The sequence below is a fragment of the Brachybacterium sacelli genome (assembly GCF_017876545.1).
Taxonomy (GTDB): domain Bacteria; phylum Actinomycetota; class Actinomycetes; order Actinomycetales; family Dermabacteraceae; genus Brachybacterium; species Brachybacterium sacelli.
In genome coordinates this window covers 2,674,584-2,698,037 of the sequence record NZ_JAGIOD010000001.1, presented here as the reverse complement: position 1 = coordinate 2,698,037, position 23,454 = coordinate 2,674,584, and the positions used below count along the sequence as shown (strand labels likewise).

Annotated in this window: 21 protein-coding genes; 10 read left to right on the top strand and 11 right to left on the bottom strand. The window is 68.1% G+C overall.

Going from position 1 to position 23,454, the window contains the following annotated elements; translation table 11 throughout:
• Nucleotides 1-12 precede the first annotated feature (12 nt).
• The 9 genes from mobF to JOF43_RS12125 form a co-directional block, all read right to left on the bottom strand.
• Nucleotides 13-3,564, bottom strand: a complete 3,552-nt coding sequence (gene mobF, locus JOF43_RS12165) for a MobF family relaxase (protein ID WP_209902367.1) — start codon at nt 3,562-3,564, stop codon at nt 13-15.
• A 36-nt stretch (nt 3,565-3,600) separates the two neighbouring features.
• The gene (locus JOF43_RS12160) at nt 3,601-4,434 is read right to left on the bottom strand and encodes a helix-turn-helix transcriptional regulator (RefSeq protein ID WP_342592166.1); all 834 of its coding nucleotides are present in this window, start codon (nt 4,432-4,434) and stop codon (nt 3,601-3,603) included.
• A gap of 257 nt (nt 4,435-4,691) precedes the next feature.
• Nucleotides 4,692-6,107: an MFS transporter gene (locus JOF43_RS12155; RefSeq protein WP_209902362.1), complete on the bottom strand. Its 1,416-nt coding sequence runs from the start codon at nt 6,105-6,107 to the stop codon at nt 4,692-4,694.
• 91 nt (nt 6,108-6,198) lie between these two features.
• The gene (locus JOF43_RS12150) at nt 6,199-6,645 is read right to left on the bottom strand and encodes an Rrf2 family transcriptional regulator (protein WP_209902360.1); all 447 of its coding nucleotides are present in this window, start codon (nt 6,643-6,645) and stop codon (nt 6,199-6,201) included.
• Nucleotides 6,645-7,532, bottom strand: coding sequence for an SDR family NAD(P)-dependent oxidoreductase (locus JOF43_RS12145; RefSeq protein WP_209902358.1), 888 nt, complete (start codon nt 7,530-7,532; stop codon nt 6,645-6,647). The genes JOF43_RS12150 and JOF43_RS12145 overlap by 1 nt, the downstream gene beginning before the upstream one ends.
• 306 nt (nt 7,533-7,838) lie before the next feature.
• Complete coding sequence (locus tag JOF43_RS12140; protein WP_342592165.1) at nt 7,839-8,744, bottom strand: helix-turn-helix domain-containing protein; 906 nt, start codon at nt 8,742-8,744, stop codon at nt 7,839-7,841.
• 96 nt (nt 8,745-8,840) lie between these two features.
• A complete protein-coding gene (locus tag JOF43_RS12135; RefSeq protein ID WP_209902354.1) occupies nt 8,841-10,040 on the bottom strand; it encodes an MFS transporter in 1,200 nt (399 codons plus the stop codon).
• Between the two features lie 162 nt (nt 10,041-10,202).
• Nucleotides 10,203-10,601 (bottom strand): MerR family transcriptional regulator, encoded by a 399-nt coding sequence (locus tag JOF43_RS12130; RefSeq protein WP_209902352.1) that lies wholly within the window; start codon nt 10,599-10,601, stop codon nt 10,203-10,205.
• A gap of 510 nt (nt 10,602-11,111) precedes the next feature.
• Nucleotides 11,112-11,708, bottom strand: a complete 597-nt coding sequence (locus JOF43_RS12125) for a TetR/AcrR family transcriptional regulator (protein WP_209902350.1) — start codon at nt 11,706-11,708, stop codon at nt 11,112-11,114.
• Between the two features lie 111 nt (nt 11,709-11,819).
• Here JOF43_RS12125 and JOF43_RS12120 point away from each other — a divergent pair, with 111 nt between their 5' ends.
• Together JOF43_RS12120 and JOF43_RS12115 are read left to right on the top strand one after the other, a co-directional pair.
• Nucleotides 11,820-12,773: an SDR family NAD(P)-dependent oxidoreductase gene (locus JOF43_RS12120; RefSeq protein ID WP_209902348.1), complete on the top strand. Its 954-nt coding sequence runs from the start codon at nt 11,820-11,822 to the stop codon at nt 12,771-12,773.
• Nucleotides 12,774-12,929: 156 nt separating this feature from the next.
• Nucleotides 12,930-13,865, top strand: coding sequence for a helix-turn-helix domain-containing protein (locus tag JOF43_RS12115; RefSeq protein WP_209903291.1), 936 nt, complete (start codon nt 12,930-12,932; stop codon nt 13,863-13,865).
• Between the two features lie 169 nt (nt 13,866-14,034).
• Here the strand turns inward: JOF43_RS12115 and JOF43_RS12110 are convergent, their stop codons facing one another.
• Together JOF43_RS12110 and JOF43_RS12105 are read right to left on the bottom strand one after the other, a co-directional pair.
• Nucleotides 14,035-14,604, bottom strand: coding sequence for a TetR/AcrR family transcriptional regulator (locus JOF43_RS12110; RefSeq protein ID WP_209902346.1), 570 nt, complete (start codon nt 14,602-14,604; stop codon nt 14,035-14,037).
• 35 nt (nt 14,605-14,639) lie between these two features.
• On the bottom strand, nt 14,640-16,112 hold the full coding sequence (locus tag JOF43_RS12105; protein ID WP_245354095.1) for an MFS transporter: 1,473 nt from the start codon (nt 16,110-16,112) through the stop codon (nt 14,640-14,642).
• A gap of 254 nt (nt 16,113-16,366) precedes the next feature.
• On the opposite strand from JOF43_RS12105, the gene JOF43_RS12100 reads away from it, so the two are divergent.
• The 8 genes from JOF43_RS12100 (at nt 16,367) to JOF43_RS12065 (ending at nt 23,451) form a co-directional block, all read left to right on the top strand.
• On the top strand, nt 16,367-17,230 hold the full coding sequence (locus tag JOF43_RS12100) for a helix-turn-helix domain-containing protein (protein WP_377783865.1): 864 nt from the start codon (nt 16,367-16,369) through the stop codon (nt 17,228-17,230).
• Nucleotides 17,231-17,466: 236 nt separating this feature from the next.
• On the top strand, nt 17,467-18,591 hold the full coding sequence (locus tag JOF43_RS12095) for an ArdC-like ssDNA-binding domain-containing protein (protein ID WP_209902342.1): 1,125 nt from the start codon (nt 17,467-17,469) through the stop codon (nt 18,589-18,591).
• A gap of 38 nt (nt 18,592-18,629) precedes the next feature.
• Nucleotides 18,630-19,550, top strand: coding sequence for a bifunctional DNA primase/polymerase (locus tag JOF43_RS12090; RefSeq protein WP_245354094.1), 921 nt, complete (start codon nt 18,630-18,632; stop codon nt 19,548-19,550).
• Nucleotides 19,550-20,314: a DUF2637 domain-containing protein gene (locus JOF43_RS12085; protein ID WP_209902339.1), complete on the top strand. Its 765-nt coding sequence runs from the start codon at nt 19,550-19,552 to the stop codon at nt 20,312-20,314. Before JOF43_RS12090 ends, JOF43_RS12085 begins: the two co-directional genes overlap by 1 nt.
• On the top strand, nt 20,311-20,718 hold the full coding sequence (locus JOF43_RS12080) for a hypothetical protein (protein WP_209902337.1): 408 nt from the start codon (nt 20,311-20,313) through the stop codon (nt 20,716-20,718). The genes JOF43_RS12085 and JOF43_RS12080 overlap by 4 nt, the downstream gene beginning before the upstream one ends.
• Before the next feature lie 95 nt (nt 20,719-20,813).
• Nucleotides 20,814-21,701 (top strand): hypothetical protein, encoded by an 888-nt coding sequence (locus tag JOF43_RS12075; protein ID WP_209902336.1) that lies wholly within the window; start codon nt 20,814-20,816, stop codon nt 21,699-21,701.
• Nucleotides 21,698-22,711 (top strand): ParB N-terminal domain-containing protein, encoded by a 1,014-nt coding sequence (locus JOF43_RS12070; protein WP_209902334.1) that lies wholly within the window; start codon nt 21,698-21,700, stop codon nt 22,709-22,711. The genes JOF43_RS12075 and JOF43_RS12070 overlap by 4 nt, the downstream gene beginning before the upstream one ends.
• Before the next feature lie 47 nt (nt 22,712-22,758).
• On the top strand, nt 22,759-23,451 hold the full coding sequence (locus JOF43_RS12065; protein WP_209902332.1) for a hypothetical protein: 693 nt from the start codon (nt 22,759-22,761) through the stop codon (nt 23,449-23,451).
• The last annotated feature ends 3 nt before the right edge of the window (nt 23,452-23,454 follow it).

Below are 23,454 nucleotides of genomic sequence, written 5' to 3'. Positions count from 1 at the left end.
CGCGGGCTCAGATCACAGGCTCCGCTCGGGGGAGGTCCGCTCGATCGGGCGGAGCTCGGTGGCGCCCGCGGGCTGGCGAGCGGCTTCCTCTGCCCGCGCAAGTGCGCTTCTTGCGCGAGCCGCGTCGATCTTCTGCGCCGCGTTCTCCGGTGCCGGGCCGAGTGGCGTGTCGTCGGCGATGCCGTATCTGTCACGGTAGGCGGCGATCGTGCGGGCGTGCCGTTGCCACGTCACCGTCTTGCGAGGGTCTTGCGGTGGTTCACCGAGTGGCTGCGTCCAGGCTTCCCCGGCGTCGCGTGCGGTGTCGAGGACCGCCTCGGCGCGGGCCTCGATCAGTTCGCGCCGCTCATCGAGGGCTTGCCGCAGGTCGCGGGTCATCGGGCCGTCCGCAGAGGGGATCAGTCCGGCGATCAACCGTGGCGTCTTGCGGGTGCGGCCCGAGCCTGCCGGGCGCACGGTGGCACGAGCGACGCGGTAGTGCAGTACAGAGGCGATGTCGTCGGCATCGGCGAACCCGCGCGCGGCGACCAGCCGCGGGAACAAGGTATCGAGGTCGTGGTGATTGGCCTCCGCGCGGCGCAACTCGGCGGTGAGCGCCCCGAACGCTTCCGACTCCACCGCGGCGTCGGCCTGTTCGACAGTCAGGCCGGAGCCGCGGATGAGGGTGGCCCAGCGGTCGCGCTGGGCGGATGCGGCGATGGTCTCGTACTCGGCGGCGAGCTGGGCGATCGAGCCCCAGCGCTCGTGTTCGGCGGTGATGGTCTCGTGCGCGGACAGCTCGGCACCCACGTGCTGGAGCACCCCGAACAGCACGGAGCGACCAGTGGCCTCGGGGTTGTCACCTGGATGCGGATTCGCGTGCTCGTCGGCCCGGTCGAGGATCACATACGCCCGGTTGGCGTGCTTGCCGCGGGTCATCGCGACGTAGAAGTTCTCCCGCGCCGTGGCCGGCTCCACCAGAACGTGGGCGGTGTCGACCGTGACGCCCTGGGCGCGGTGGGCGGTGACCGCGTACCCGAGATCAACGTGCGTAGCCACATAGGACGCCGGGAGGAGGATGGAGCCGCCGAACCTGCGACCGGTCTTGCGCATGGTGACCGAGCCGTCGTCGCGGACGTTGGTAATGATCCAGGTGTCGCCGTTGCGCACCCACTCCTTGCTGTTGCGGAGGCGGCGGTCGTTGCGGCGGGTGATGATCGTGTCGCCGACCCCGGCGGCGGTGCCGCCGTTCAGCTCCACCTCCCGGCCCGGTGTCAAGGTGCCGTCGAGGATCAGGTCCGCGCGGGCGCGCTGGTTGAGGGTGGTGACGTCGTCGCGGGTCTCGGCGATCAGCACCGACACCAACCCCGCATTCCGGTCGGCGCGCCAAGCGGCATAGGCAGCGTCGGTCATCGCCTCGGCGTCACCGTCGCGGATGCGGCCGTGGTCGAGGTAGGTGTCGATCACCTGCGTGCGCCCGTGCCGCAACGACAGTGAGGCCGTCTTCTCCCAGGTGTTCACGAAGCGGTGAATGTCGACCAGTTCGGGCGCGTCATCTCGGTCGTTCACGAGCAGTCCGAATGCGCCGCCAGCGTCCACGGACTGGAGCTGGGCGAAGTCGCCAACAAGCAGCACTTTCGCTCCCGCCCGCTCGGCCAGGTGCGTGAGGCGATCCAGTGAAAGGGTGCCGGCCAGAGATGCCTCATCGATGATGACGAGCTGACCCGACTCGAACGTCTCGCCACGGGTGAGATGGTTCTGCCACCACTTTGCCGTGTTCTCCGTCGCGATTCCCAAGTCCTCGGCAAGCACCTGCGCCGCGACCGCGGACGGCGCCAGCCCGACCACGGACCCGGCGCCGTGTTCCTTCTCCCATGCCCGCCGCAGCGCGGACATGGCCGTGGTCTTGCCCGCGCCGGCGGGGCCGACCAGCACGTCGAGCATCCGGCCCGAGACGGCGACCTTCATCAGCGCGTCGGCCTGGTCCTCGCCAAGCATCCGCCCCTCGGCGTCCGGGCGGGACGTGATCTTCTCCACCGTCGCCAGCGGGACGGTGGGCGCGGTGAGGGTGCGCGCGCGGTCGAGCAGCCGGTCCTCGGCCGCGAGGAGTTCTTCGGAGGAGAACACCGTGGAATGCCGAGGCCGGAACACACTGGTGCCGTCCACCCGGCGGAACGTCACAGGGCTGGTGGCGAGGTCGGGCGGCGTCAGCTGCAACGAGACGCCTTCGGCGGCATCGGCGACCATCCCGACGATCGCCTCCCGATCCCGCATCGAGGCGAACCGCCAGCCCATCGTCTGGCGCGACGCCTCCGCCATCAGATTCCACCGCCGCCACGTCGACCGCTTCTCACCCACGACACTGACGACGCTCTCGCCGAGTTCGGCGATCACATCCAACGGCACATCATCGGCCCGCAGCAGCAAGGGTGCCGCGTTGTCGGCGACGGCGCGTGCCCATGCGGTGGCGTCCTGACCGAGAACGGTCGTGGCGCGACTGCGCCACTCGCTGGTGAGGTCGGCCAGCGACCGCACCTCCTTCTCCGGCCGAGTGGCAAGGGTGGCCTGTGCCCGGAGCTTGATGATCGTCGCTGTGGACGGTTGGTGTCCGTGCTTGGCGACGTACGCGGCGATGAGCCGGTTCTTCTCGACGTCGATGTGCCGGGCGCGGGTGGAGAATTCGACAACCAGCTTCTCCGGCACGCTCGCGATTGCCCACGCCGGGTTCCGGTCACGGCCCATGTCCCGGGCCTCCCACTCGACGCCGAACGTGCGGGTCATTTGATCGGCGAACACAGCCGCGTGCAGCTCCGAGAGCGCGACCACGGCGGCGTGCATCGGCCGCCCATCCAGAGACCGCCACTTTCCATCCAAGGTCGTCTTGACCTTGTTGGAGATGACGACGTGGGTATGCAGGTGAGGGTCGCCGGCGCGGGAGTCGAAGTGATCGAACGCCGTGGCCACCAGCCCGGTGACATCGACCTGTGCAACGGCCCCGTCCCCGGCGGTTGCGCCGGTACGGGTGGCTGCAACCTCTCGCTCCATGAACGCAACCATCTCCGCAACCGCCCGATGATGCGCCTCCCCGATCAACGCCTGTGTCCCGGCGTCGGCAACGGCCCACAACGCTGAGGCGGACTTCGGGATCGAGAACGTGAAGTCGAACCCCGCCACAGCCTGCCGCGTCCCACGCGCGCTCTCCTCGGTCTCGATCTGCGCGACCGCCTCACCCTTCGCGCCCGGACTCAGGCCCGCGTTCAGGTCGGCGATCCGCGCCTCGATCCGCTCGGACACCGACTTGTAGGCAGGGAACGCCAGACCGAGCGGGTCGCCAGTAATCGGGTCGCGACCCATCCCCATCAAGAGCTGGAGTTGGGCCTCCGACACCCGATCACCGACCGAGAGCTGCCCCTTGCCGAGCGAGGCGACACCGGAGCCCAGCCACTGACCGGGCGGCGTACCTTCCTCCGCGTAATAGCGCGTCAGGGGTGTCGACAGTGAGCGATCGCCGTCCGCGGCGGCGACGGAGCGCAGAAGGTACTTATAGCCATCGCCAGCGCTCATCACCCGCATTGAGACCGTCATGTAGGTCAGGTGCGCCCCGGCGCGGAGCGAGCAACGTTAGGCGGCGGCGTGGTGGTGCTTTCGGACGAGCTGGCGGTACCGGACCGGGGTGACGCCGACCGTCTGGCGGAACATGCGGGCGGCGTGGCCGCGGCTGTGCCAGCCGACCTTGCGCATCGCGGTCTCGATCGGCATATCGGTCTCTCGCAATAGTCGGGCGAGATGCTCGGCTCGGATGGCGGCCAGGTAGGCAATCGGGGGCTTGCCGTAGGCGTCGACGAACATCCGGCCGAGCTGTGAGGGTGATAGATGCACCGCATCCGCGAGGGTCTGGAGCGTCCACCGTCTGTCAGTCGCCCCGCGCAGCAGCTCGACGGCCCACCGTGCCTCGCTCCGTAGCGGTGCGAACTTGCGGTAGTGCAGAACACTCGGATACTCCGTCCTGCGCTGGGTCGCGGATCGGCGCACGGGAGTCGTTCTCACGTATGGCGTGATGACATCAAGCACCGCGAACAGCAGCGCTTGCATCCGGTAGAAGCGTTCCGGCGACGGCCCGCCGAGGCTGAGGGAGACCAGTTCGTCGAGCCAGGGCATGAGCATCCCGGCGCGGTGCTCACCGAGGTGGAGTATCTGTGCGGGTTCGGTGTACAACTCGTCTGCGAAGTCCTGCGCGTCGAGGCGGTCGGCCAGCAAGGCGGCGTGCTGCCAGAAGACCTGATCGATCACGTAGTCGCGGTCCAGGTAGAGGGTCGTGGCGGTGATCGAGCCCTCGGGCTCACTGCCGCACAGAGTGTTCGCCCCGAGCGTGATGACGTCGCCGACGCTGACGGGTTTCTCGCCGAACTCGCTGAGCAGGATCGCTGAGCCGCGGCGGACGAAGATCAACTTCACACAGTCGTAGGCCACTGGATCGATGGGGCGATGGATGGTGTGTGTCCGCGCGATGATCGGGTGGAACTCTGTGGACTCGGCGAGTCGGGCCGGGCCGGCACGTCCGGACGGCCGGCTGACGGGAGAGGTGGCCGTGGTGTGTGCGGCTCCGGTCCTCACCGACATGCCTCACGAGTGGTCGCGGCCGCGCTGACCGGAACGAACGGTCGGGCGGCACCGCGATGACGTCACCGATCGGTGGCCACGGTGGCGGAGCGTCATGCCGCTCGCGCGTTCCGCAGGCGTAGTGCGGCGGCCACGGCCAGCACGGTGACCAGGGTCAGGATGAGGAAGGTGTCGGAGTAGGCGGACGCGTTGCCGGTGTAGAGGGGGTTGATCGGGTCGGTGTCGCTGGCCTGGCGGACTGAGAGCAGGACACCGAACACCGCGGGGCCGGTGCCTGCGCCGAGGAACTGCGCGCCTTGGAAGATGCCGACTCCGGCGCCGACCTGGCCCAGTGGGAGGAGGTGGCTGAGCGCGCTGGTGGTGAGGGTGACGACGAGTGCGAATCCGGCGCCGAGTGCGAAGACGGCCACACCGGCCCACATGGCGGCGGCTCCGGCGCCGACGGTGGACAGGAACAGCATCGAGGCCGCGATGATGCCCAGTCCGGCCAGTGCGACGGTGCCCTCGTTGGCGCCCTTGGCGCCGATGCGTCCGGCCAGTGGTGCCAGGGCTGCGAGCGCCAGTCCGCCGGGGATCATCACCAGCGCGCCTTGGCCGGGGGTGAGTCCGTTGACGTCGATGAGGAGGAGGGGGACCAGCACGAGGGTGGTGAGGTTGACCATCATCGTCAGGAAGATCACCGAGACCGCGGCGAGGTAGCCGCGGTGGGCGAACAGCGACGGTGGCACGAACGGGTCCGTGGCCGAACGAGTGCGCCACGCGAAGAGCGCCGCCGTGGCTGCTCCGGCCAGCAGTGCGCCCCATGACGAGGGCGCGGTGAACCCGTGGGTGCCTTCGGCTTGGGTGATGCCGAACAGCAGCAGGCCGGCGCTGGCGCCGAGCAGGATGCCGCCGAGAATGTCGATGCGGCGGGCATCGGCTGGCTGTGTTTCGGTGATGACGCGGCCGACGGCGGGGATGAGGGCCACCGCCCAGACGGCGAGCAGCCAGAACAATGCCCGCCAGCCCAGCGCCTGTCCGAGGCCGCCGCCGATGGCCGGGCCGAGCGCGGTGCCCAGACCCCCGGCGGCGGCGATGAACCCGACCCCGATCGCAGCCTGACCTCGGGGCAGCAGCCGGGTGGCAGCCACGATGGCCAGCACCGGGATCGCAGCACCCCCGGCCCCGGCCACGATGCGCCCGGCCACCAGGAACAGCAGATCCGGTGCGAGAGCACTGACCAGGTTCCCGATTCCGAACACGGCCAGCGCGATGACGAAGAGCCAACGGAGGCTGTACCGGTCGGCCATCCGCCCGTAGATCGGAATGCCGATCGCACAGGTGAGCAGGAACCCGGTCACCACCCAGGCCACCTGAGGCGTCGAGGCATCGAACTGGCCCGCGATGCGGGGAAGGACAAGGGAGACCATGTCGCTGGCGACTGGGACCAGCAGCATCGCCGGGATGAGCACGAGCAGCAGGCGTGCCAGCGGCACGACATCGTCGTGCCGGGTCGAGGGTGAGTTCATCCAAGGCTCCGATCATGCAGAAATCTGTAAGCGTTTTGGTTGCAGTTATGGTCGCGAGACACACGCGACCGGTGGCCGTGGTGGTGAGGCGCTACGAGCCGGTGGAGGTGTGGTCGCGGCCCAGGATGGTGCGGAGCAGGTCGGCGACGCTGGTCTGGGAGAGGCGCTCGGTCATCGCGCGTTGCGCGGCGGTGAACTCGTCTTCCAGGAGTGCTTGCATGTGACGTCCGATCACACAGCTCTGGTTGGGTGGGTGGGCGTGGGTCGGCAGGACGATGGTGCCGTCCTCGACGGCGGCGTAGGCGTCCAAGAGCGTGATCTGCTCAGCGGGACGAGCCAGTTGCCAGCCGCCCCCGCTGCCCTCGGCGGAGGTGACCAGGCCCCTGGTCTGAAGCATCCCCAGGACGCGGCGGACCAGGACCGGGTTGCTTTCCAGGCTTTCGGCGATCTTCGCCGAGGACTGCCATCCGTCATCGCGCCAGCGAGCTAGGAAGGTCAACGCGTGGGCGGCGACCGCGGTGCGGGTGCTGACTGCCATCAGTGATCTGCCTTCTTCGACCCGGCTGAGTCGATCATCGTCGTCAAGGAGCCGTGTGCGGCCGTCTGAGGGTGGGCGTCGTGGAGCATCTGACGGGTGAGCCGGTCCAGGCGTCGGGCTGCCTCGGCATCGAAGCTGCCGGTGTCGTCGATGGGCAGCGGCTCGCCGCCGGCAAAGGCGCTCAGTGCCCGGGCCGGCGAGTCGTCAAGGATCGCCATGAGCGGCTCGATCGCTTGCGATACCGGGGCGCCCATGCGCTTCATCGCCTCGATCTGCGCTCGGGTGGCAGGGTCATAGTCGCCGGAGAAGCTGGTGGCGACCGTGCCGGGATTGACCAGCACGTACCGAATCCCCGTCGAAGCGTGGCGGCGTGCGAACTCCACCCCAAGCAAGTCGTTGGCGACCCCGCACTGGGCCAGCGCGAGTTGACCGTCATAGCCCTCGCTCAGCCCCAGATCGTCCCAGCGCATCCACTCCACCGAACCGCCAGGCCCGGCGACGTTCACGATCACCGGCGCCTGGGCGCGGCCGAGCGATTCGCTCAGACCGTGGCAGAACAGGAACCGGCTCAGGTAGAACAGCGCGAACGTCGCCTCGAAGCCATCCGGGGTCACCTGGCGCCGCCAGGAGTAGTGACGCGCGCACAGCACCAACGCGTCAACCCGGTCGAACCGGCTCGTGATCTCCTCAACCACCCGCATGCTCGCCTCGACCGTGCTCAAATCGGCCGCGAGGAACTCCGCCCGGTCACTGGCCCCGAAGGCTCGCGCGGCATCGAGGAACTCCTCGCCTTTGCGCTCGCTGCGACCGATCACCAGAACCCGATCACCTCGCCGCAGGCACGCCGAAGCTAGGCCCTTCCCGATCCCGTCGGTCCCACCCTGCACGACTACAGTCCTCACGCCTGCCACCTCCAGCCTCGATCCGTTGAACTAAAACTATCACAGTTGCAGTTGCAGTTTCAGTTGCCGAGCGGGCACGGCTCTCGCCATGAAGCCTGCTTTCGCATAGGCTGAGCCCGGCAAGATCACCCCCAGCAATGACGGAGTTGCCTTTGCCGCCCCACGGGGTTCCCGCCTCCGCGTAGTACCTCGTCAACGGCGTGCTGAGCGTTCTGTCCCCGTCAGCGGCGGCGACAGAACGCAACAGGTACTTGTAGCCGTCGCCCGCGCTCATTACCCGCATTGAGACCGTCACGCTGACAAGGTGCGCTTGGTCGTATGCGGGCAGTTTCCGGCTGCGGTATGGGGTTCTCGACTGAGCTGGCGATAACGAGTGGGCGTGACCCCGGCGGCCTGGCGAAACAACCTCGCGGCGTGACCGCGGGTGTGCCAGCCAACTTCACGCATCGCGGCCTCGACCGGCATGTCGGTCTCGCGCAGCAGACGCGCCAACCGCTCAGCACGCAGCGTCGATAGGTAGGTCATCGGTGTCTTCCCGTAGGCGTCCACGAACACGCGACCGAGTTGAGACGGGGAGAGGTGCACGGCGGCGGCAAGTTCCTGGAGCGTCCACCGCTGTTCGGGCCTCTCGCGGAGCAGCTGGACGGCTTGCCGGGCCTCGCCTCGCAACGGCGCGAACTGGTGAAGAGATGGAGAACCTGAGCGTGTTGCCTTCCGCTGGGTCGGGGACCGGCGCACCGCGGTGGTCTTCACGTACGGCGTCACGACATCGAGAACGGCGAACAGCAGTGCTTGCAGCCGGTAGAACCGGTCCGGCAAGGGTCCGGCGAGGCTGAGCGCGACCAGCTCGTCCAGCCACGGCATCAACATCCCCGCCCGGTGCTCGCCGAGGTGAAGTATCTGCGCTGGTTCGGAGTACAGCTCGTCGGCGAAGTCCTGCGCTTCCCAGCGATCCGCCAGTATCGCGGCGTGTTGCCAGAACACCTGGTCGATCACGTAGTCACGATCCAGGTACAGCGTGGTTACCGTGATCGAGCCTTCGGGCTCGCCGCCGCACAAAATGTTCGCGCCAAGAACCACCACATCGCCAACGGTGACGGGTTGCTCCCCGAACTCGCTGAGCAGGATCGCCGAGCCGTCACGGACGAAGATGAGCTCCACGCAGTCATAGGCGACGGGCGCGATCGTGCGGTGCACGGTCCGTGATCTCGTCACGATCGGCCGGTATGCGAGCGGCCCTGGCGGCTCAGCCGAACTGGCCTGGCCGTACGTGGCGGCGTGCATCACAGCCGGTCATCGCGAGTCGGTGTGCGTAGGGGCCGGTTGGGTCAGCGGTTTGGAGGGGTAACGGCGCACGGCGACGGTCATGAAGACGAGGTTGATTAGCCCAATGCCGCTGGCCGCAGCGAGAACGGCTATGCCGCCGGCGAGGTTCAGCGCGCCGCCGCCGATCGCGCCTGCCAGAGCGATGCCGATGTAGAGGCCGCTGGTGTTGAGTGCGATCGCCTCGGTACCAGCAGGGCCGGCGAGTTGAAGGGCTCGGGCGTTCATCGGCGGGTTGTACGCCCACCCGGCGACACCCCACACGACGATCAAGGCCGCCAGCAGCCAGAATGGCACCAAACCACCGAACACCAGCCCGGTCACGGTGATGGCGATGGTCGATGCCAGCACGACGACCAGGAGCGCGAGGACAGCCCGGTCGGTGCCCCACCGGTCGTTGAGCCGGCCACCGATGACCGTACCTGCCGCACCCGCCAGGCCGTAGAGACCGATAACCACCGGCACCAAGCCGCGGTCGCCCCCGCTGACGTCACCGATCACCGGCGCGATGAAGATGTAGGGCATCAGGCCGCTCGTTGCCCCGATGATCGTGCCGATCACACACGTCAGCACCGCGGGGCGTCGCAGCAGGACTAGACGCTCACGCACACTGACCACAGGCGTCTCGGGCATCCGGGGCAGGGTCAGCGCTGTGACCGCGACAGCGATCGTAGTTAGGGCCGCGACCAGAACGAAGGTCGCGTGCCACCCGAACCCGCCGCCGATCCACGAGCCCAGGGGCACACCGATCACGAGGGAGACCGTCAACCCTGCCGCGACGGTGCCGATCGCCCGGCCGGTGCGACCGGGGGGAGCGAGTGTCCCTGCGATGGCGAACGCCGCCGGACTGATAGTCGCCGCGACCAGGGCGGCAGCGACGCGCAGTGCCATCAGGGCGGCATAGCTCGGGGCGAACACGGTCGCGAGGTTGATCACAGCGAACAACCCGAGCCCGCCGACGATGAGTCGCTTGCGTGGCAGGCGGGCTGTGGTGACGGCCATGACTGGTGCCGCGGCGGCGTAGACGAGGGAGAACACGGTGACGAGCTGAGCTGCTGCGGCTTCGCTGACGCCGAAGTCTGCGGCGATATCGGGCAGGATTCCGGCGATCATGAAGTCATCGGTGCCGATGACGAACGTGGTCAGCAGTAGGCCTGCCAGCCAAGTCATCGACGATGTGGAGCGCTGTGGGGTGTGTAGTGACGGCATGGACGAATCGGCTTCTTTCGGTCGGGAACCTCTGGCTCCTGTGACCGTATGAACCTGTCGCTAGCGTCAAGGTCAAGCCCGCGCTGACGCTCAACTCACCTGAGCCTCCGCGATCGGGATGTGTCAGTCCCGATCTGTGTGGTTCAGCGAAGCCTCCACGGACCGCGCATGCTCACTCAACCGCTCCCGGACCGCTTCCAGCCGCGCGATCAACTCATTAAGCGTGTGGAGCCGGGCCTCGATCGGCGCCAGTTCACCGTTACAATGCGGAACCTCGTCCAGCGGTTCGTCCAGACAACCGCTCTCGGCATGCTGGCGGACATCCTCGGCGGTAAGGCCGACATCGAGCAGCGTCTTGACATTCGTGGCCCGGGTGACCGCGTCGCGGTCATAGAAGCGGTAGCCATTTTGCCCACGCGTGGAAGCCAGCAAGCCCTGATCCTCGTAATGACGCAGCACTCTTGGGCTGGCATCAATATGCGCCGCCAGCTCCCCGATCCGCATCATCTGACCCTCAGGCATGATCCAATTCTACCCTCCGCGTCTCGCCCCACGGTGAGACCGCCACGTCACGCGCAAGTCGCGACTACGCTGGAACGATCACAACCAGACGCGGCTACGTTCGCTTTCCCACGGCGTTCCCGCCTCCACGTAGTACCTCTTCAGTGGCGTCGACAGCGACCTGTCGCCATCGGCCGCGGCGACCGTGCGGAGCAGGTACTTGTACCCATCGCCTGCACTCATCACCCGCATCGAAACCGTCACCAGAGCACCGCCTCTCGACAGCCAGGTGAGCCGATGCTGACCGAGCGGAACACCGTCAACTTTGGTTGACGACCTCGACCTGCAAGACGCGTGGAGCTTCGAAGGCGGCCGGCACGAGAGACGGATTGTGCGCCGTCGCCCAACGCTAGGTGCTCTGTCCCCGGTCCGCTCGCTTTCCGTGAGTTCGGACCGCTACGGGTTGAGGCTCGGCAAGCCGTCAGCCTGCTCCGCGATGCACCCGAGCAGCGGTGGACAGGCGGTCGATGGCTACTGCGGTGCGGTGGCGGTAAGCACCCATTCGCGGAGCATCGCCCGCCGCTGTTCGTGGACGGCGTCCGGCTCCTCGGGGTGTGCGGCGTAGACGTTGCTGACCGGGGACCAGGCCATGGACATCGCGATGACCATGGCCATGATGTCGGCCGGATCTCCTTCGCGAATCTGGCCGGCCTCCTGGGCGGCACCGATGGCGTGCACCTTCGGGTCGTCGACGCGCTGCCCGTCCGGCTCGGGGTCAACAAGTGAGCCGTGCGGGCGACGCTCCAGGCGTGCCCAGGTGATCAGCCGCACCAGGTCCGGGCGGCGCAGGTACTCGTCGTAAAGCCGCACGGCCCAATCGGCCAGATCGTGGCCCTCAATCTGGACGGACTCGGTGAACTCGCGTTGCGCGCGGGCGAACACCGCGTCGAACAGTCCGTCCTTGCTGCCGAAGTAGCTGTACATCTGGGTCTTGTTGGAGTCGGCGGCGGTGATGACCCGGTCGATCCGTGCTCCTGCGATGCCGGAGGCCGCGAACTCGTGGGTGGCGGCGTCCAGGAGGCGGCGGTAGCTCGCGGCTCCGCGGGCGGTGGTGGGCTCATCACTCATCCCATCAGTCTAAGACTGACCAGTCAGTTTGACGAACCTCCAGGTCCAGCGTAGCGTCGATAAAGACTTACCAGTCAGTCTGACTGGTGACTGAGCTTCTTGGAGGAACACATGTCACGAATCACCACCCGGTTCAACGCCACGAGCACCGCCGACGACGTGACCGAGGGCCTCGACCTGAGCGGACGGCGCGCCGTGGTCACCGGCGCCGCCTCCGGCATCGGCCTGGAAACGGCACGATCGCTGGCCCGCGCGGGCGCCGAGGTCACCCTGGCAGTGCGCCGCCCCGACAACGCACAGGAGGCCGCTCGTGACATTCGCGCCACAACCGGCAACGACGCTGTCCACCTCCAGCCTCTCGATCTCGCCGACCAGAAGTCCGTCGCCGCCTTCACCACAGGATGGGCAGGCCCGCTGGACCTGCTGATCAACAACGCCGGAGTCATGGCGCTGCCCGAACTGACCCGCACACCCGAAGGATGGGAGGCGCAGTTCGCGGTCAACCACCTCGGGCACTTCGCCCTCGCACTGGGCCTGCACGAAGCACTGGCATCGGCGCCCGGGGCGCGGATCGTGTCCGTCAGCTCCAGCGGCCACCACGGCAGCCCCGTCATCTTCGAAGACATCCACTACAGCGAGCGCCCCTACGACCCCTGGAGCGCCTACGGCCAGTCCAAGACCGCCAACTCCCTCTTCACCGTCGAGGCGACTCGGCGCTGGGCGGACGACGGGATCATCGCCAATGCCGTGATGCCGGGCGGGATCATGACCGGCCTGCAGCGACACCTGCCCGCGGAACTGCGCGCGCAGTGGGAACAGATCCCCACGAACAAGACACCGCAGCAGGGGGCAGCCACATCGCTGGTGGCCGCTGTCGCGCCCGAGTTCGCCAGCGTCGGTGGTCGCTACCTTGAAGACGGCGGTGAGGCCGCGGTCCTTGAGAACGACGCCGAGACCGACGGCGTCCACGGCGTGCGGCGCTGGGCGCTCGACCCCGAGGCAGCCGAACGCCTGTGGGAGACCTCCGCGCAATCACTGCGAGCAGGTCGCGGCGCCAGCATCTAGAACGGCTGGAGCGGTCGGCCGTCCCTCCCGCCCGTGTGCGGCGCTCCTAGGGTGAGCGCCGCCTTCCTTGACGCCGCGACGACGACGAATGTGCATGGGGCCGCCGCCGCATCACGTCCGAGCCAGGCGGCTGTGGCCTCGACCGGGGCCGACACCATGCCATCAGACGCACGACCACAAGCTCGAACGGATCGGGCACAGGGGAACAACTTCCGACCAGTCCTCGCTCGTACGCGTGCGATCCACGCACCGATCACCCCGGTGGCCTACGACTGCGTGAAACTGATCGTCGTCCGCGCAGGCTCGGCGATACTGCTCAGCGAGTTCGGCGAGGAACCCGTCACGGTTGGCGACGTCGTGGCGCTCGGCGCGAACATCCTGTGCGGGAGCGAACCCGAAGGCTCGATCACCGTCACCACGCTCTACCTCGATCGCGACTATGTGATCGATCAAGTCTTCTGGCAACACGCCACGTTGCTGTCCGACCGGTGGGATGCCCGTGACTTCGCCGACGAACTGTACTCCGAACCGGCCCAAATACTCCACCTCGGCGAGGACCGTGCCGGGATGCTCATGCCGTGGCTGGACGAGATGGTCGCGCTCAGCCTCGACGGACCGTCGCCGAAGAAGTTCTACCGAATGCAGGCGCTGTTGTTCGCGGTGCTGGATGTGATCACCCCCTACGTTAGGACGACTCCGGTTCGACGAACACAGTCCCAGCGGTTGGCGACTTGGCCCGGCTTGCACCACCACCGTCGGTTCGCTCCGTTACGGGCCGAAGTCCGCGAAGCTGCCGCCCTCCTCCACGACACCCCGGCGCAACGGTGGACGCTGCACGAGCTTGCGGCCGCCGTGCACCTCTCGCCATCCCAACTCGGCCGTATCTTCGTCGACGCCTACGGGAAAACACCGATGACGTACCTGTCAACGCTGCGCGCCGAACGGTTGGCGCGTCTGCTGCGGGAAACCGAACTGCCGATCGAGCTCGCAATGCGTGAGGTCGGCTGGCACAGCCGGGGCCACGCCGCCCGGATGTTCCGCCAGGCGATTGGCGTGACGCCGACCCGTTACCGCCAGCTCAGCCGGCATTAAGCCACAGCCTGAAGCCCGCGACACACATGTCCGCATTGGCAATACGCACATCCGCATCTTCACCCACTACCTACGCGCCTGCCATCCCTGCATCACCGCCCAGATGCTCACCCTTGAGCCGTGGCATCACGTCTCACCAGTCCCCCCCGCCAGGGGAGACATCTCTGAGTTACAACAGCGTTCCGATAGCTTGGGAAAGAACCCGGTGGACGTAGTCGATGTCAGCGGGGACGTTGTCGATGAGAATAGCGGTGCACAGGCCGTCGGAGGCGGCGACGAGCGTGGCGATGGCCTGCGGGTCGTCGGTGAGAGTGGAGGCGAGTTCCGCGACGTTCTCGCGCCAGTGCCGGGCCACCGGTGCCAGGGCAGGTCTGCGGGCGGCCAGCGTCGACAGTTCGCGTTCGGCTAAGGCTCGTTCGCGCCCTGGCCCGCCAGAGTTGACGATCAGCTTGGCCAGGCCGTGCAGCTTGTCACCGGGGGCGTCGATGATCTGGCGGATGTGGGCTGTGTAGGCGTCGGCCACGCTGGAAAGGGCAGCGACGAGGAGGTCGTCGAGGGTGGCGAAGTAGTACGTGCTCAGACTGGTGGTGATGCCGGCTTGTTTGGCGACGGTCCGGTGGGTGACGCCTGCCGCGCCGTCACGGGTGACGACAGCGAGGGTGGCATCGATGATCTCGGCGCGGCGCTTGTTGCCTCGGGCACGCCGTCCATCGATGGGGTGTTCATCGCTGTCGCTCATGCTCCCTCCTATGGGTTCCAGGGTAATCGAGTCCGTCACCGAGGGTCGGCTTCGACATCCTGTTCCTCACCGAGCGGACGGACATGCCGCAGGGCCACCAGACACAGGACAGTCGCCACGACGATGGCGCCGCCGGCCACGGCCGAGGCGATGTTCACGCCGGTGGTGAACGCTTCCTGCGCTGCATGCACGACCCCGGCGGGGACCTGGTCGGCGACCGAGAGCGCGCCGGAGAGGCTGCCGGTAAGGCGCTCGGCGATCTCGGGTGAGATGTGCGCGGGAGCTGTCATGCGGGCGGTGTAGAGAGCGGTGCTGAGGCTGCCGAGCAGCGCCACGCCGACGGCGATGCCAAGCTCTTGGACAGTCTCGGACATCGCAGCAGCCGATCCAGACTTCGAGGCCGGTGCGGCGCCGACCACGATGTCGGTGCCCAGCGCGGCGATCGCGCCGAGGCCGAGGTAGACGAACGCGAATCCGACCACCACGGCCACGGTGTCGCCGGTACCGGCCGTTGCCAGCAGCGCATAGCCGATCACCGATAGACCCAGGGTGGCGGACATCATTAGGCCCGGTCGCACACGCCGGGCGACCAAGGGTGCACCGATAGCGGCGGCGAACATTGCCAAGGCCGGTGGTCCCATCCACAGGCCCGCGGTGAACGGGGTGAGGCCCTCGACGAGCTGGAGATACTGGGTGACCAGATACATGGTGCCGCCGACCCCGACGAGCCCGATCAGCAGCACGGCCAGTGCCGCGGAGAAGGCCCGGTTGGTGAACAACGTGACGTCCAACAACGGCGAGGCCAGACGGCGTTGCCGGCGCACAAATAGCACACCCGCGGCCGCACCGACGACGAGGAGGATCGCCGTGCTCGCGTCCACGCCGTAGGAGGCGGCGTGCTTGACGGCGTAGATGCCCGGCAGGATCGCCGCCAGGGACAGGGCGACGCTGGCCAGGTCCAGTCGCCCGGCTTGGGGGCCGGCATATTCGGGCCGGACGGCCTTCGCGCCGACCAGGACGACGATCGCGATGGGGACTGCGAGCAGGAACGCCGCACCCCACCAGAACGCATCGACCAGGGCTCCACCGACCACGGGTCCGGCCGCCATACCCAGGGCGAACATCGTGGCCCATACCCCGATCGCGACCGCGCGTTGACGCACGTCGGCGAACATGTTGGAGATCAACGACAGGGTCGAGGGCATCAGCGTGGCCCCCGCGATCCCGAGCAGGGCGCGTGCCAGGATCAACAGCTCGGCGCTGGGGGCAAAGGCCGCGAAAACCGACGCGATCGCGAACGCCGTCATGCCGATCAGGAGCAGGCGTCGCCGGCCGATGCGGTCGCCCAAGGTCCCCATGGTGATGAGAAACCCGGCGATGAAGAACCCGTAAGCGTCCATGATCCACAGCGTCTGCGTCGCCGATGGGTCGAGCGCTGCGGACATGCTCGGCAGCACCAAATACAGCGCGGTGACGTCCAGGCCCAGTAGCACGGTCGGCAGCGCCAACAGGGCCAGGCCCGCCCACTCGCGCGCTCCCGCCCGTCGGGTTGCAACCTCTGACATGACAGCCTCCTCGAAGTAGGTACTTGAACTATAGTACAAGTAGAACTATCGTTCAAACATGTGGGGAGAGCGGACCCGAGAGCGCTTGCGGACACCTGTGGCCGTGCAGGAGTGAGTCGGTGGGCGGCCGGCGCGTAGTGCGATCGTGTGAGCGGCCGGCTGAGATTTTCTCGCCGATCCTCGCCCGCTCACGCACGATTTCTCGCCCGATCGGTCCGGTCGCGTATGACTGTGTGAAGTCGATCTTCATCCGGCACGGCTCGGCGATCCTGCTCAGCGAGTTCGGCGAGAAGCCCGTCACGGTTGGTGACGTCGTCGCGCTCGGGGCGAACACGCTGTGCGGGAGCGAACCCGAGGGCTCGATCACGGTCACCACGTTGTACCTGGACCGGGACTACGTCGTGGACCAGGTGTTCTGGCAGCATGCCGCATTGCTGGCCGACCGGCTCGATGCCCAGGACTTCGCCGCCGAGTTGTACTCCGAACCGGCCCAGATTCTGCACCTCGGTGAGGACCGTGCCGGGATGCTGATGCCGTGGCTGGACGAGATGGTTGCGCTGAGCATCGACGGACCGTCGCCGAAGAAGTTCTATCGCCTCCAGGCGCTGCTGTTCGTTGTCCTCGATGTGATCACGCCGTACGTCAGGACTACCGAGGCGAGGCGGACGCCGACGCAGCAGCGGGCCACGCTGCCCGGTCTGCCCCTCTGCCGTCATTTCTCACCGCTGCGGGCCGAGGTTCGCGAGGCGGCCGGGATTCTGCGCAGAGCACCCGAACAGCGGTGGACGTTGCACGAGCTTGCCGCCGCGGTGCACTTGTCGCCGTCCCAGCTCGGTCGCGTCTTCGTGGATGCCTATGGGAAGACACCGATGACGTACCTGTCGACGTTGCGTGCCGAACGGTTGGCGCGTCTGCTGCGCGAGACCGACCTGCCCGTGGAGGCAGCGATGCGTCAGGTCGGGTGGCGCAGCCGTGGCCACGCCGCGCGGTTGTTTCGCGAGTGCGTTGGTGTGACTCCGACCCGTTATCGGCAGCTCAGCCGACGGAAGTCAACGGCCTGATGGTCCGATACGCATCTGCGCATCCGAGATACGCACATCCGCATCTTCGCCCGATGCCTCGCCTGGGCGGCTTGTGGGCTGGTAATCCGGTGGGGACACGTTGGGTTCACCACCGCGCCTGACGGTCACATCCGCCCATCCGTTGTCCGTCTCTCGCTCGCTGGTATTCCCGGCGCACCTGATGGTCACCGAGCCCGATCGGCTCGGTGCTCAGGGTAGCGGGAGGAGCCGGCACGATGGTCAGGACACGGGAGCAAGCCCGGGCCGCACGAGAGGCCAAGCTCGATGAGCTGCACGAGCGCCTGACCGGTGCTGTCGAACAGCTCGTCTCCGGTGACGACTGGCGCCGCGCGCTCACCTTCGCTGCACAGTTTAGAGCGAGATCGTTTTCGAACACGCTGCTGATCTGGGCGCAGCATGGGGCAGCCTACGAGGCCGGCCGCGTGTCGGAGCCGATGCCGTCGTATGTGGCCGGCTATCGCCAGTGGCAGGGCCTGGGCCGGCAGGTGCAGAAAGGTCAGCCGGGGTACATGATCTTCGCCCCGGTCACCGGCCGCTTCGCGTCATCGAATCTGACGGATGCCGAATCGTGGCGGCGGCTCGGGAAGGGCGAGAAGCCGCGGCCCGGTGAGGTGGTGCGGTCGAAGATGATCGCCGTTCGCCCCGCCTACGTCTGGGACTCCTCCCAGACCTCAGGTGATCCGATCCCGGAGCCGCCGGCACCGAAACTGCTGGAAGGCGAAGCACCGGCAGGACTCTGGGATGGCCTGTCCGAGCTGGTTGAGGAGCGTGGGTTCGAGGTGCTGCGGGTGCCGCACGAGGGCATGATCCAGGGCGCCAACGGGATGACCGACTACACCGCGAAAACGGTGACAGTGCGTCAGAACATGGACCCCGCCGCCCAGGTCAAGACCCTTGCCCACGAACTCGGCCACGTACTCATGCACGGACCCGACCAGGAGGACGCGCGTCAGCACCGTGGGATCGGGGAGGTTGAGGCCGAATCGGTCGCGCTGATGATTGGCGCCGCCCATCACATGGACACCTCGGGTTACACGATCCCGTATGTCTCGACGTGGGCGGCCAGGGTGGATGGCAAGGAACCGGTCGAGATCGTCAAGGCCACCGGCGAGCGGGTCCGCAAGACCGCCTCGACGATCCTGGACCAGCTCGACACCGCCCAGGTCACTGACGGGACGCCGCCGGGTCTTGACCGTGAGGCACGGCAGCACGACCAGCCGGCCCGCACACAGGTCACCCACGAGCAGAGAACATCCGCACGGCCAGCGGCGGGGCGGGTGGAGCCGCTGCCGGAACCAGAGCCCGCGGCGCTGTCTCCGGGTTTGGTGCGGGGGCTGTGATGTCTGAGCATGGTGCGTTTGCTGCGGCTCTGGTGCGGATGAACGAGTCCTGGCCACTGTCGGTTGCCGCGCGGGAGTTCGCGGCCGCCGGGATTCCGGTGTTCCCGTGCCTGCCGGGCGGGAAGCGCCCGATCGCGGAGCACGGATTGCTCGATGCGACAACTGATCCCGGCCAGGTGGAGGCGTGGTGGAGGCAGACGCCAACGGCGAACATCGGCCTGCCCACCGGTGCCGCCTCGGGTGTCGTGGTCGTCGACGTCGACGTGCACGGCCCGGTCGACGGTTACGAGGCATTTGCTCGCGCGGACAGCGCCGGGATTGTCGACGGGTGGGAGTTCTTGGTGCGGTCGCCGTCGGGCGGGATGCACGCCTACTTCCCGGCCATCCCGGAGGCGGAGCAGCGGTCCTGGCAGGCCGCGCGTGCCGGGATCGACTTCCGCGGCGACGGCGGCTACATCATCGCCCCGCCGTCGCGCCAATTCATCAACGGCAGCACGAGCCGGTACCTGGTGCACAGGATCAACACCGGCCCCGCCGCCAGCCTGGATGCGGACCGGCTGCGGGACTTCCTCGACCCCCGCCCAGCACCTCGTCGCCCGGCGAGCCAGGGTGTGGCGCGGGAGGCGGACGTGGCGCGGCTGGCGGGGTGGGTCGCCGCCCGTGGTGAGGGCGAACGCAACCGCGGCCTGTTCTGGGCCGCATGCCGCCTCGCCGAGAACGGCATCCCCGCCTCCGACGCCCTCGACGCGCTGTCGGCTGCTGCCTCGGGCGCGGGACTGGGTGAGCGGGAGATCACCGCGACCGTGCGCTCCGCCTACCGCACCGCCCAACCCCAAGCCCGCGTGCGGGACTCGTCCTCGTCACCGGTGCAGCACTCCTCGCCACTGGCAGCCGACGGCGGATGGTTCAGCAGGGACACCAGTGGTACGCGGCCGTCGTCGCGGGTGCGGGAGATGTGATGACCACGCACGCCCTCGACCGGCAGACGGGCCAGACCGGCCGGCGCTGGGCCGTGGTCACCGCCGTTGCCGGGACGGTGTTCATCGCCGCCGGAGCCTTCTGGCTGTCTTTCACCGCATTGGCCGATCTGGCCGCGAGGAGCGGCGTGGGTGCGGGGCAGGCGTGGGCGTGGCCGCTGATCGTCGACGGGATCATCGTCGTCGCCACCGTCTCCGTCGTCGCGCTGGCCGGGCACCGGTCGACCTGGTATCCGTGGGGGTTGCTGATCGGTGGCGCCGCGGTCTCGGTGACCGCGAACGCCATCCACGCCGTGGTCGCCGCCGATGCCGACGTCCCCGGTGTGCTGGCCGCCAGTGTGGCGGCGGTGCCGCCGGTGGTGCTGCTGGCGATCACCCACCTGACCGTCGTCCTCACCCGTCCGCTGCCCGCCACCGACGAACCTTCACCAGCAGCAACCGAGCGGCCGGGAGAACCCTCCGCTGGTTCTGCCGAACCGAGACTCATTCCGCTGACGACGCCGCCGTCTGCCGGCGCGCCAGGAGAAGCCTCGCCAGCCATCGAGGCGGCTCCACGCCGTCGGACCGGGACCGCGGGCACGCGTCGGCGAGAACGCGCACGCGAACTGCGGGGCCAGGGCTGGTCGAACAAGAAGATCGCCCGCGAACTCGACGTCCATGCCTCCACGATCGGCCGCTGGTTCGCCAGCGCGCACCTTCGCGACAACACCGAACACACCGATACCGAGGAGGCGAAAGACCCATGAACAGCGACGAGCAGCAGCACGAACTGCGTGAGCGGTCGCGCGAGCCGGACACGAGCCGCACCGCCGCCGAGGCTGCGGAGAAGGGTACAGAGACACCGGAGGCAGTACAGGCCGCAAAGACGGCCCGCCGTCGCAAGAACAGCGAGACGCCTGCTCCGGGCGTAGGGCGGGCGCGGGGTGTGGAGTGGGTGCGGCCCACGGACCTGCTCACCCGCCATGGCGCGGCACTGGCGGGGCGGGGTATCGACTTCGAGGTCGAGCTGGCCCGTCGCACGCGCGCCACCACGGCCACCGGTTTACGCGGTCTCGGGGGTCGGGCGCGCCGGTTGCCGCCGCTGTCGGCCTTCGGACGCAGCCAGACGACTCAGGACGGTCCGTCGCGGCCTGGGGTCGGGATGAACTGAGCGGGTGAAAGGTCATGAGCACCACCAAGGCACGGAGCGCGAACGTCGTTGTTGGGGACGGCGTGTGCACCTGCTTGTCAGGAGGTGCCCTGACCATGACCGAGCACACGCTCACCACCACCACGACCGAGACCGGCGAGGACTTCACGACTAGCGAGGGCCTACGCACGCTCCTGCACCGACTCCACGCCGCAGGGCCGGCCGCGTGGGAGCACGACCCCACCGCGGCAGAACTGATGGCCTTCACCGCGGAGAAGTACGCACCGCTCGCACGCAAGCACGGCCTAGACCCCTGGGAGGCCGCCAGCGCGGCGTTCGACGTGATGCGCACCAAAGCGGCACGGGAAGCTACCGATTCCTGGGCGGTCATCACGCATGCGGTGCGGATCACCTGCATCTTCGAAGAACGCGCCCAGGGGCTGCTGTGCTCCGTTCACCAGGCCAGGCGCCCGCATGTCTCGGCGTTCCATGACCCCGAACGCTTCTCGGATCGCGAGAACCCGCTGACGGATTATCACCCGGCGTTCCAGATCGCCGATAACCCTCCGACCACCCACGACGAGGACGTGGATTCATTGGCATCGGCGCGGGCGTGCACGTCGGCGTCCTCTGCGGTCGAGGACGCGATCGCGTTGTTCATGCTGCTGGGCTGGCCGCCGGCCACGGCACGCGCCGGGGTGGAGCATGTGTGCGGGGCGCTGACGAGGATCGGCACCCGCCAGGCCACCTACGAGGCGTTGCGGCGGGACAAGCACGCCCGCGCGCTCCTCGACATCCCCGGCCGCTCCTGGACCGCGCTGTTGAAGGCGCTGCTCGGGAACCCCCATCCTGCCTACGCTGCCACCACTGCCGGGCGGGGCGTGCTGCTGCGGCTGCTGATCGGCGAGACGCTGCCGGTGCTGCTGCGCGACGACGACCTCATCCTCGCCGTCTCCCTTGCCGCCCCCGGTTGTCGTGACCGGCACGGGGGTGACGGGTCGTGAGCGCGCCAGCGGGATACATCGAGCTGGAGCGCACCGTCGCCTCGATCATGGTGGGCCGGCGGCACCGCACCGAGCTGGGTGACATCGATGAGCTGGCCGCCTCCATCGACCGCGGCGGTCTCCTGCAACCGGTCACTATCACCCCAGATGGTGTGCTCGTCTGTGGTGCGCGCCGGTTGGCGGCAATCAAGCAGCTCGGCTGGAAGACGGTCAACGTCTGGGTCCGCTCGGGCATCTCCGACCGACTCGGACACCTCCTGGCTGAGCAGGACGACAACGTCCTGCACAAGCCGCTGACCCAGACCGAGGCGGCTGCGCTGTACCGGGAACTGAAAGCGCTCATGGCCGAAGACGCCGCCCGCCGGCAGGCTGCGGCCCGGTTCAGCACCGAAAATCAACCGGGAAGTGACGGCGGTGCAAAGTTTGCACCACCGTCAAGCGGTGCACCCGGGAAGAGCCGCGAGCAGGCGGCGGCGATGATTCCCGGCGGCGCGTCCCACACCACGCTGGAGAAGATCGGCTACCTCCAGAAGATCGCCGACGACCCCGCCCAGCCCGCCGACCTACGCGAGCAGGTGAGTGCTGAGCTGGAGCGCATCGATGGCGGCGCCCCGGTGCACCCGATCTACGAGGCTGTCCGCACCGCCGTCGAGACCGCTCAAGAGGATCGCGAGGCCGACCTGCACCAGCTCGCCACCGATGCTCTCGCTCGCGCCAAGAACGCGAAAGCAAAGAAGCACACACCCCGGCCTGTCCCAGCAGTGGCTGACGATGGCGAGCCTGTGCGGTATCCCGTGCGCGCGTTCGTGCTGACCTGGACCGAACTGGCCGACTGGTGGACCCACTACGACATCGACCAGCTCACCGCCGAACTCACCGACGAACAGATCGAATCCTTCCTCGTAGCCGCTGAGGGCACGAGCCGGTTCGCCGAGGAGCTGCGCGCCGCCCGCGACCGACGCAACGACATGGAATCGGTCCCAGCGCGGGGACACCTACGCGCACTCTGAGCCGAGCGTCTGAACGATCGCGGGTGCTGGTGGTGCACCTACCGGCCATGAAGACTCCCGACCTCTCCGACCCCCGTTCCCGACACCGTGTGGTCGCCGTGCTCGCCGCAGGCGTGACGGTCCTCCTGCTGACCGGGATCGGCGTCTACGGCCTGATCACCGGACCACCCACCCGCGACCCAGGCAGCGACGGCGGGACCGAGCCCGGGCCAGTAGTCACCATGCCCAGTGACCCGGTGCCCACCGCGACGCCTCGGCTGCCGACCGTGGCCGCGGCGGATGATCCGGAGACCTTCGCCCGCAATGTCGCCGAGGCGCTGTTCGCTTGGGACACCGCCTCCGGGTTCATGCCTCTGGACTACACCTCAGTCATCCTCGCCGTCGGTGACCCCACGGGCGCCGAGCAGGCTGGGCTCGCCTCCGACATCGCCAGCTACCTCCCGAACCGGGAGGCCTGGATCGAGCTGCGCCAGTACGCCACCGCCCAGCACCTGACCATCGACAACCTGTTCGTTCCCGACGACTGGGACACGGCCGTCGCGCAGGCCCAGCCGAGCCAACTCGCGCCGGGCACGATCGCGTACACGATCGAGGGCACCCGCCACCGCGAAGGTCTCTGGAACGACGAAGAGGTCACCTCCGAGCATTCGGTGGCGTTCACCGTGTTCCTCATCTGCGGCCTGACCTACGACACGTGCCACCTGCTGCGCTTGTCCCAACCCGACAACCCCCTCCAGTAAGCG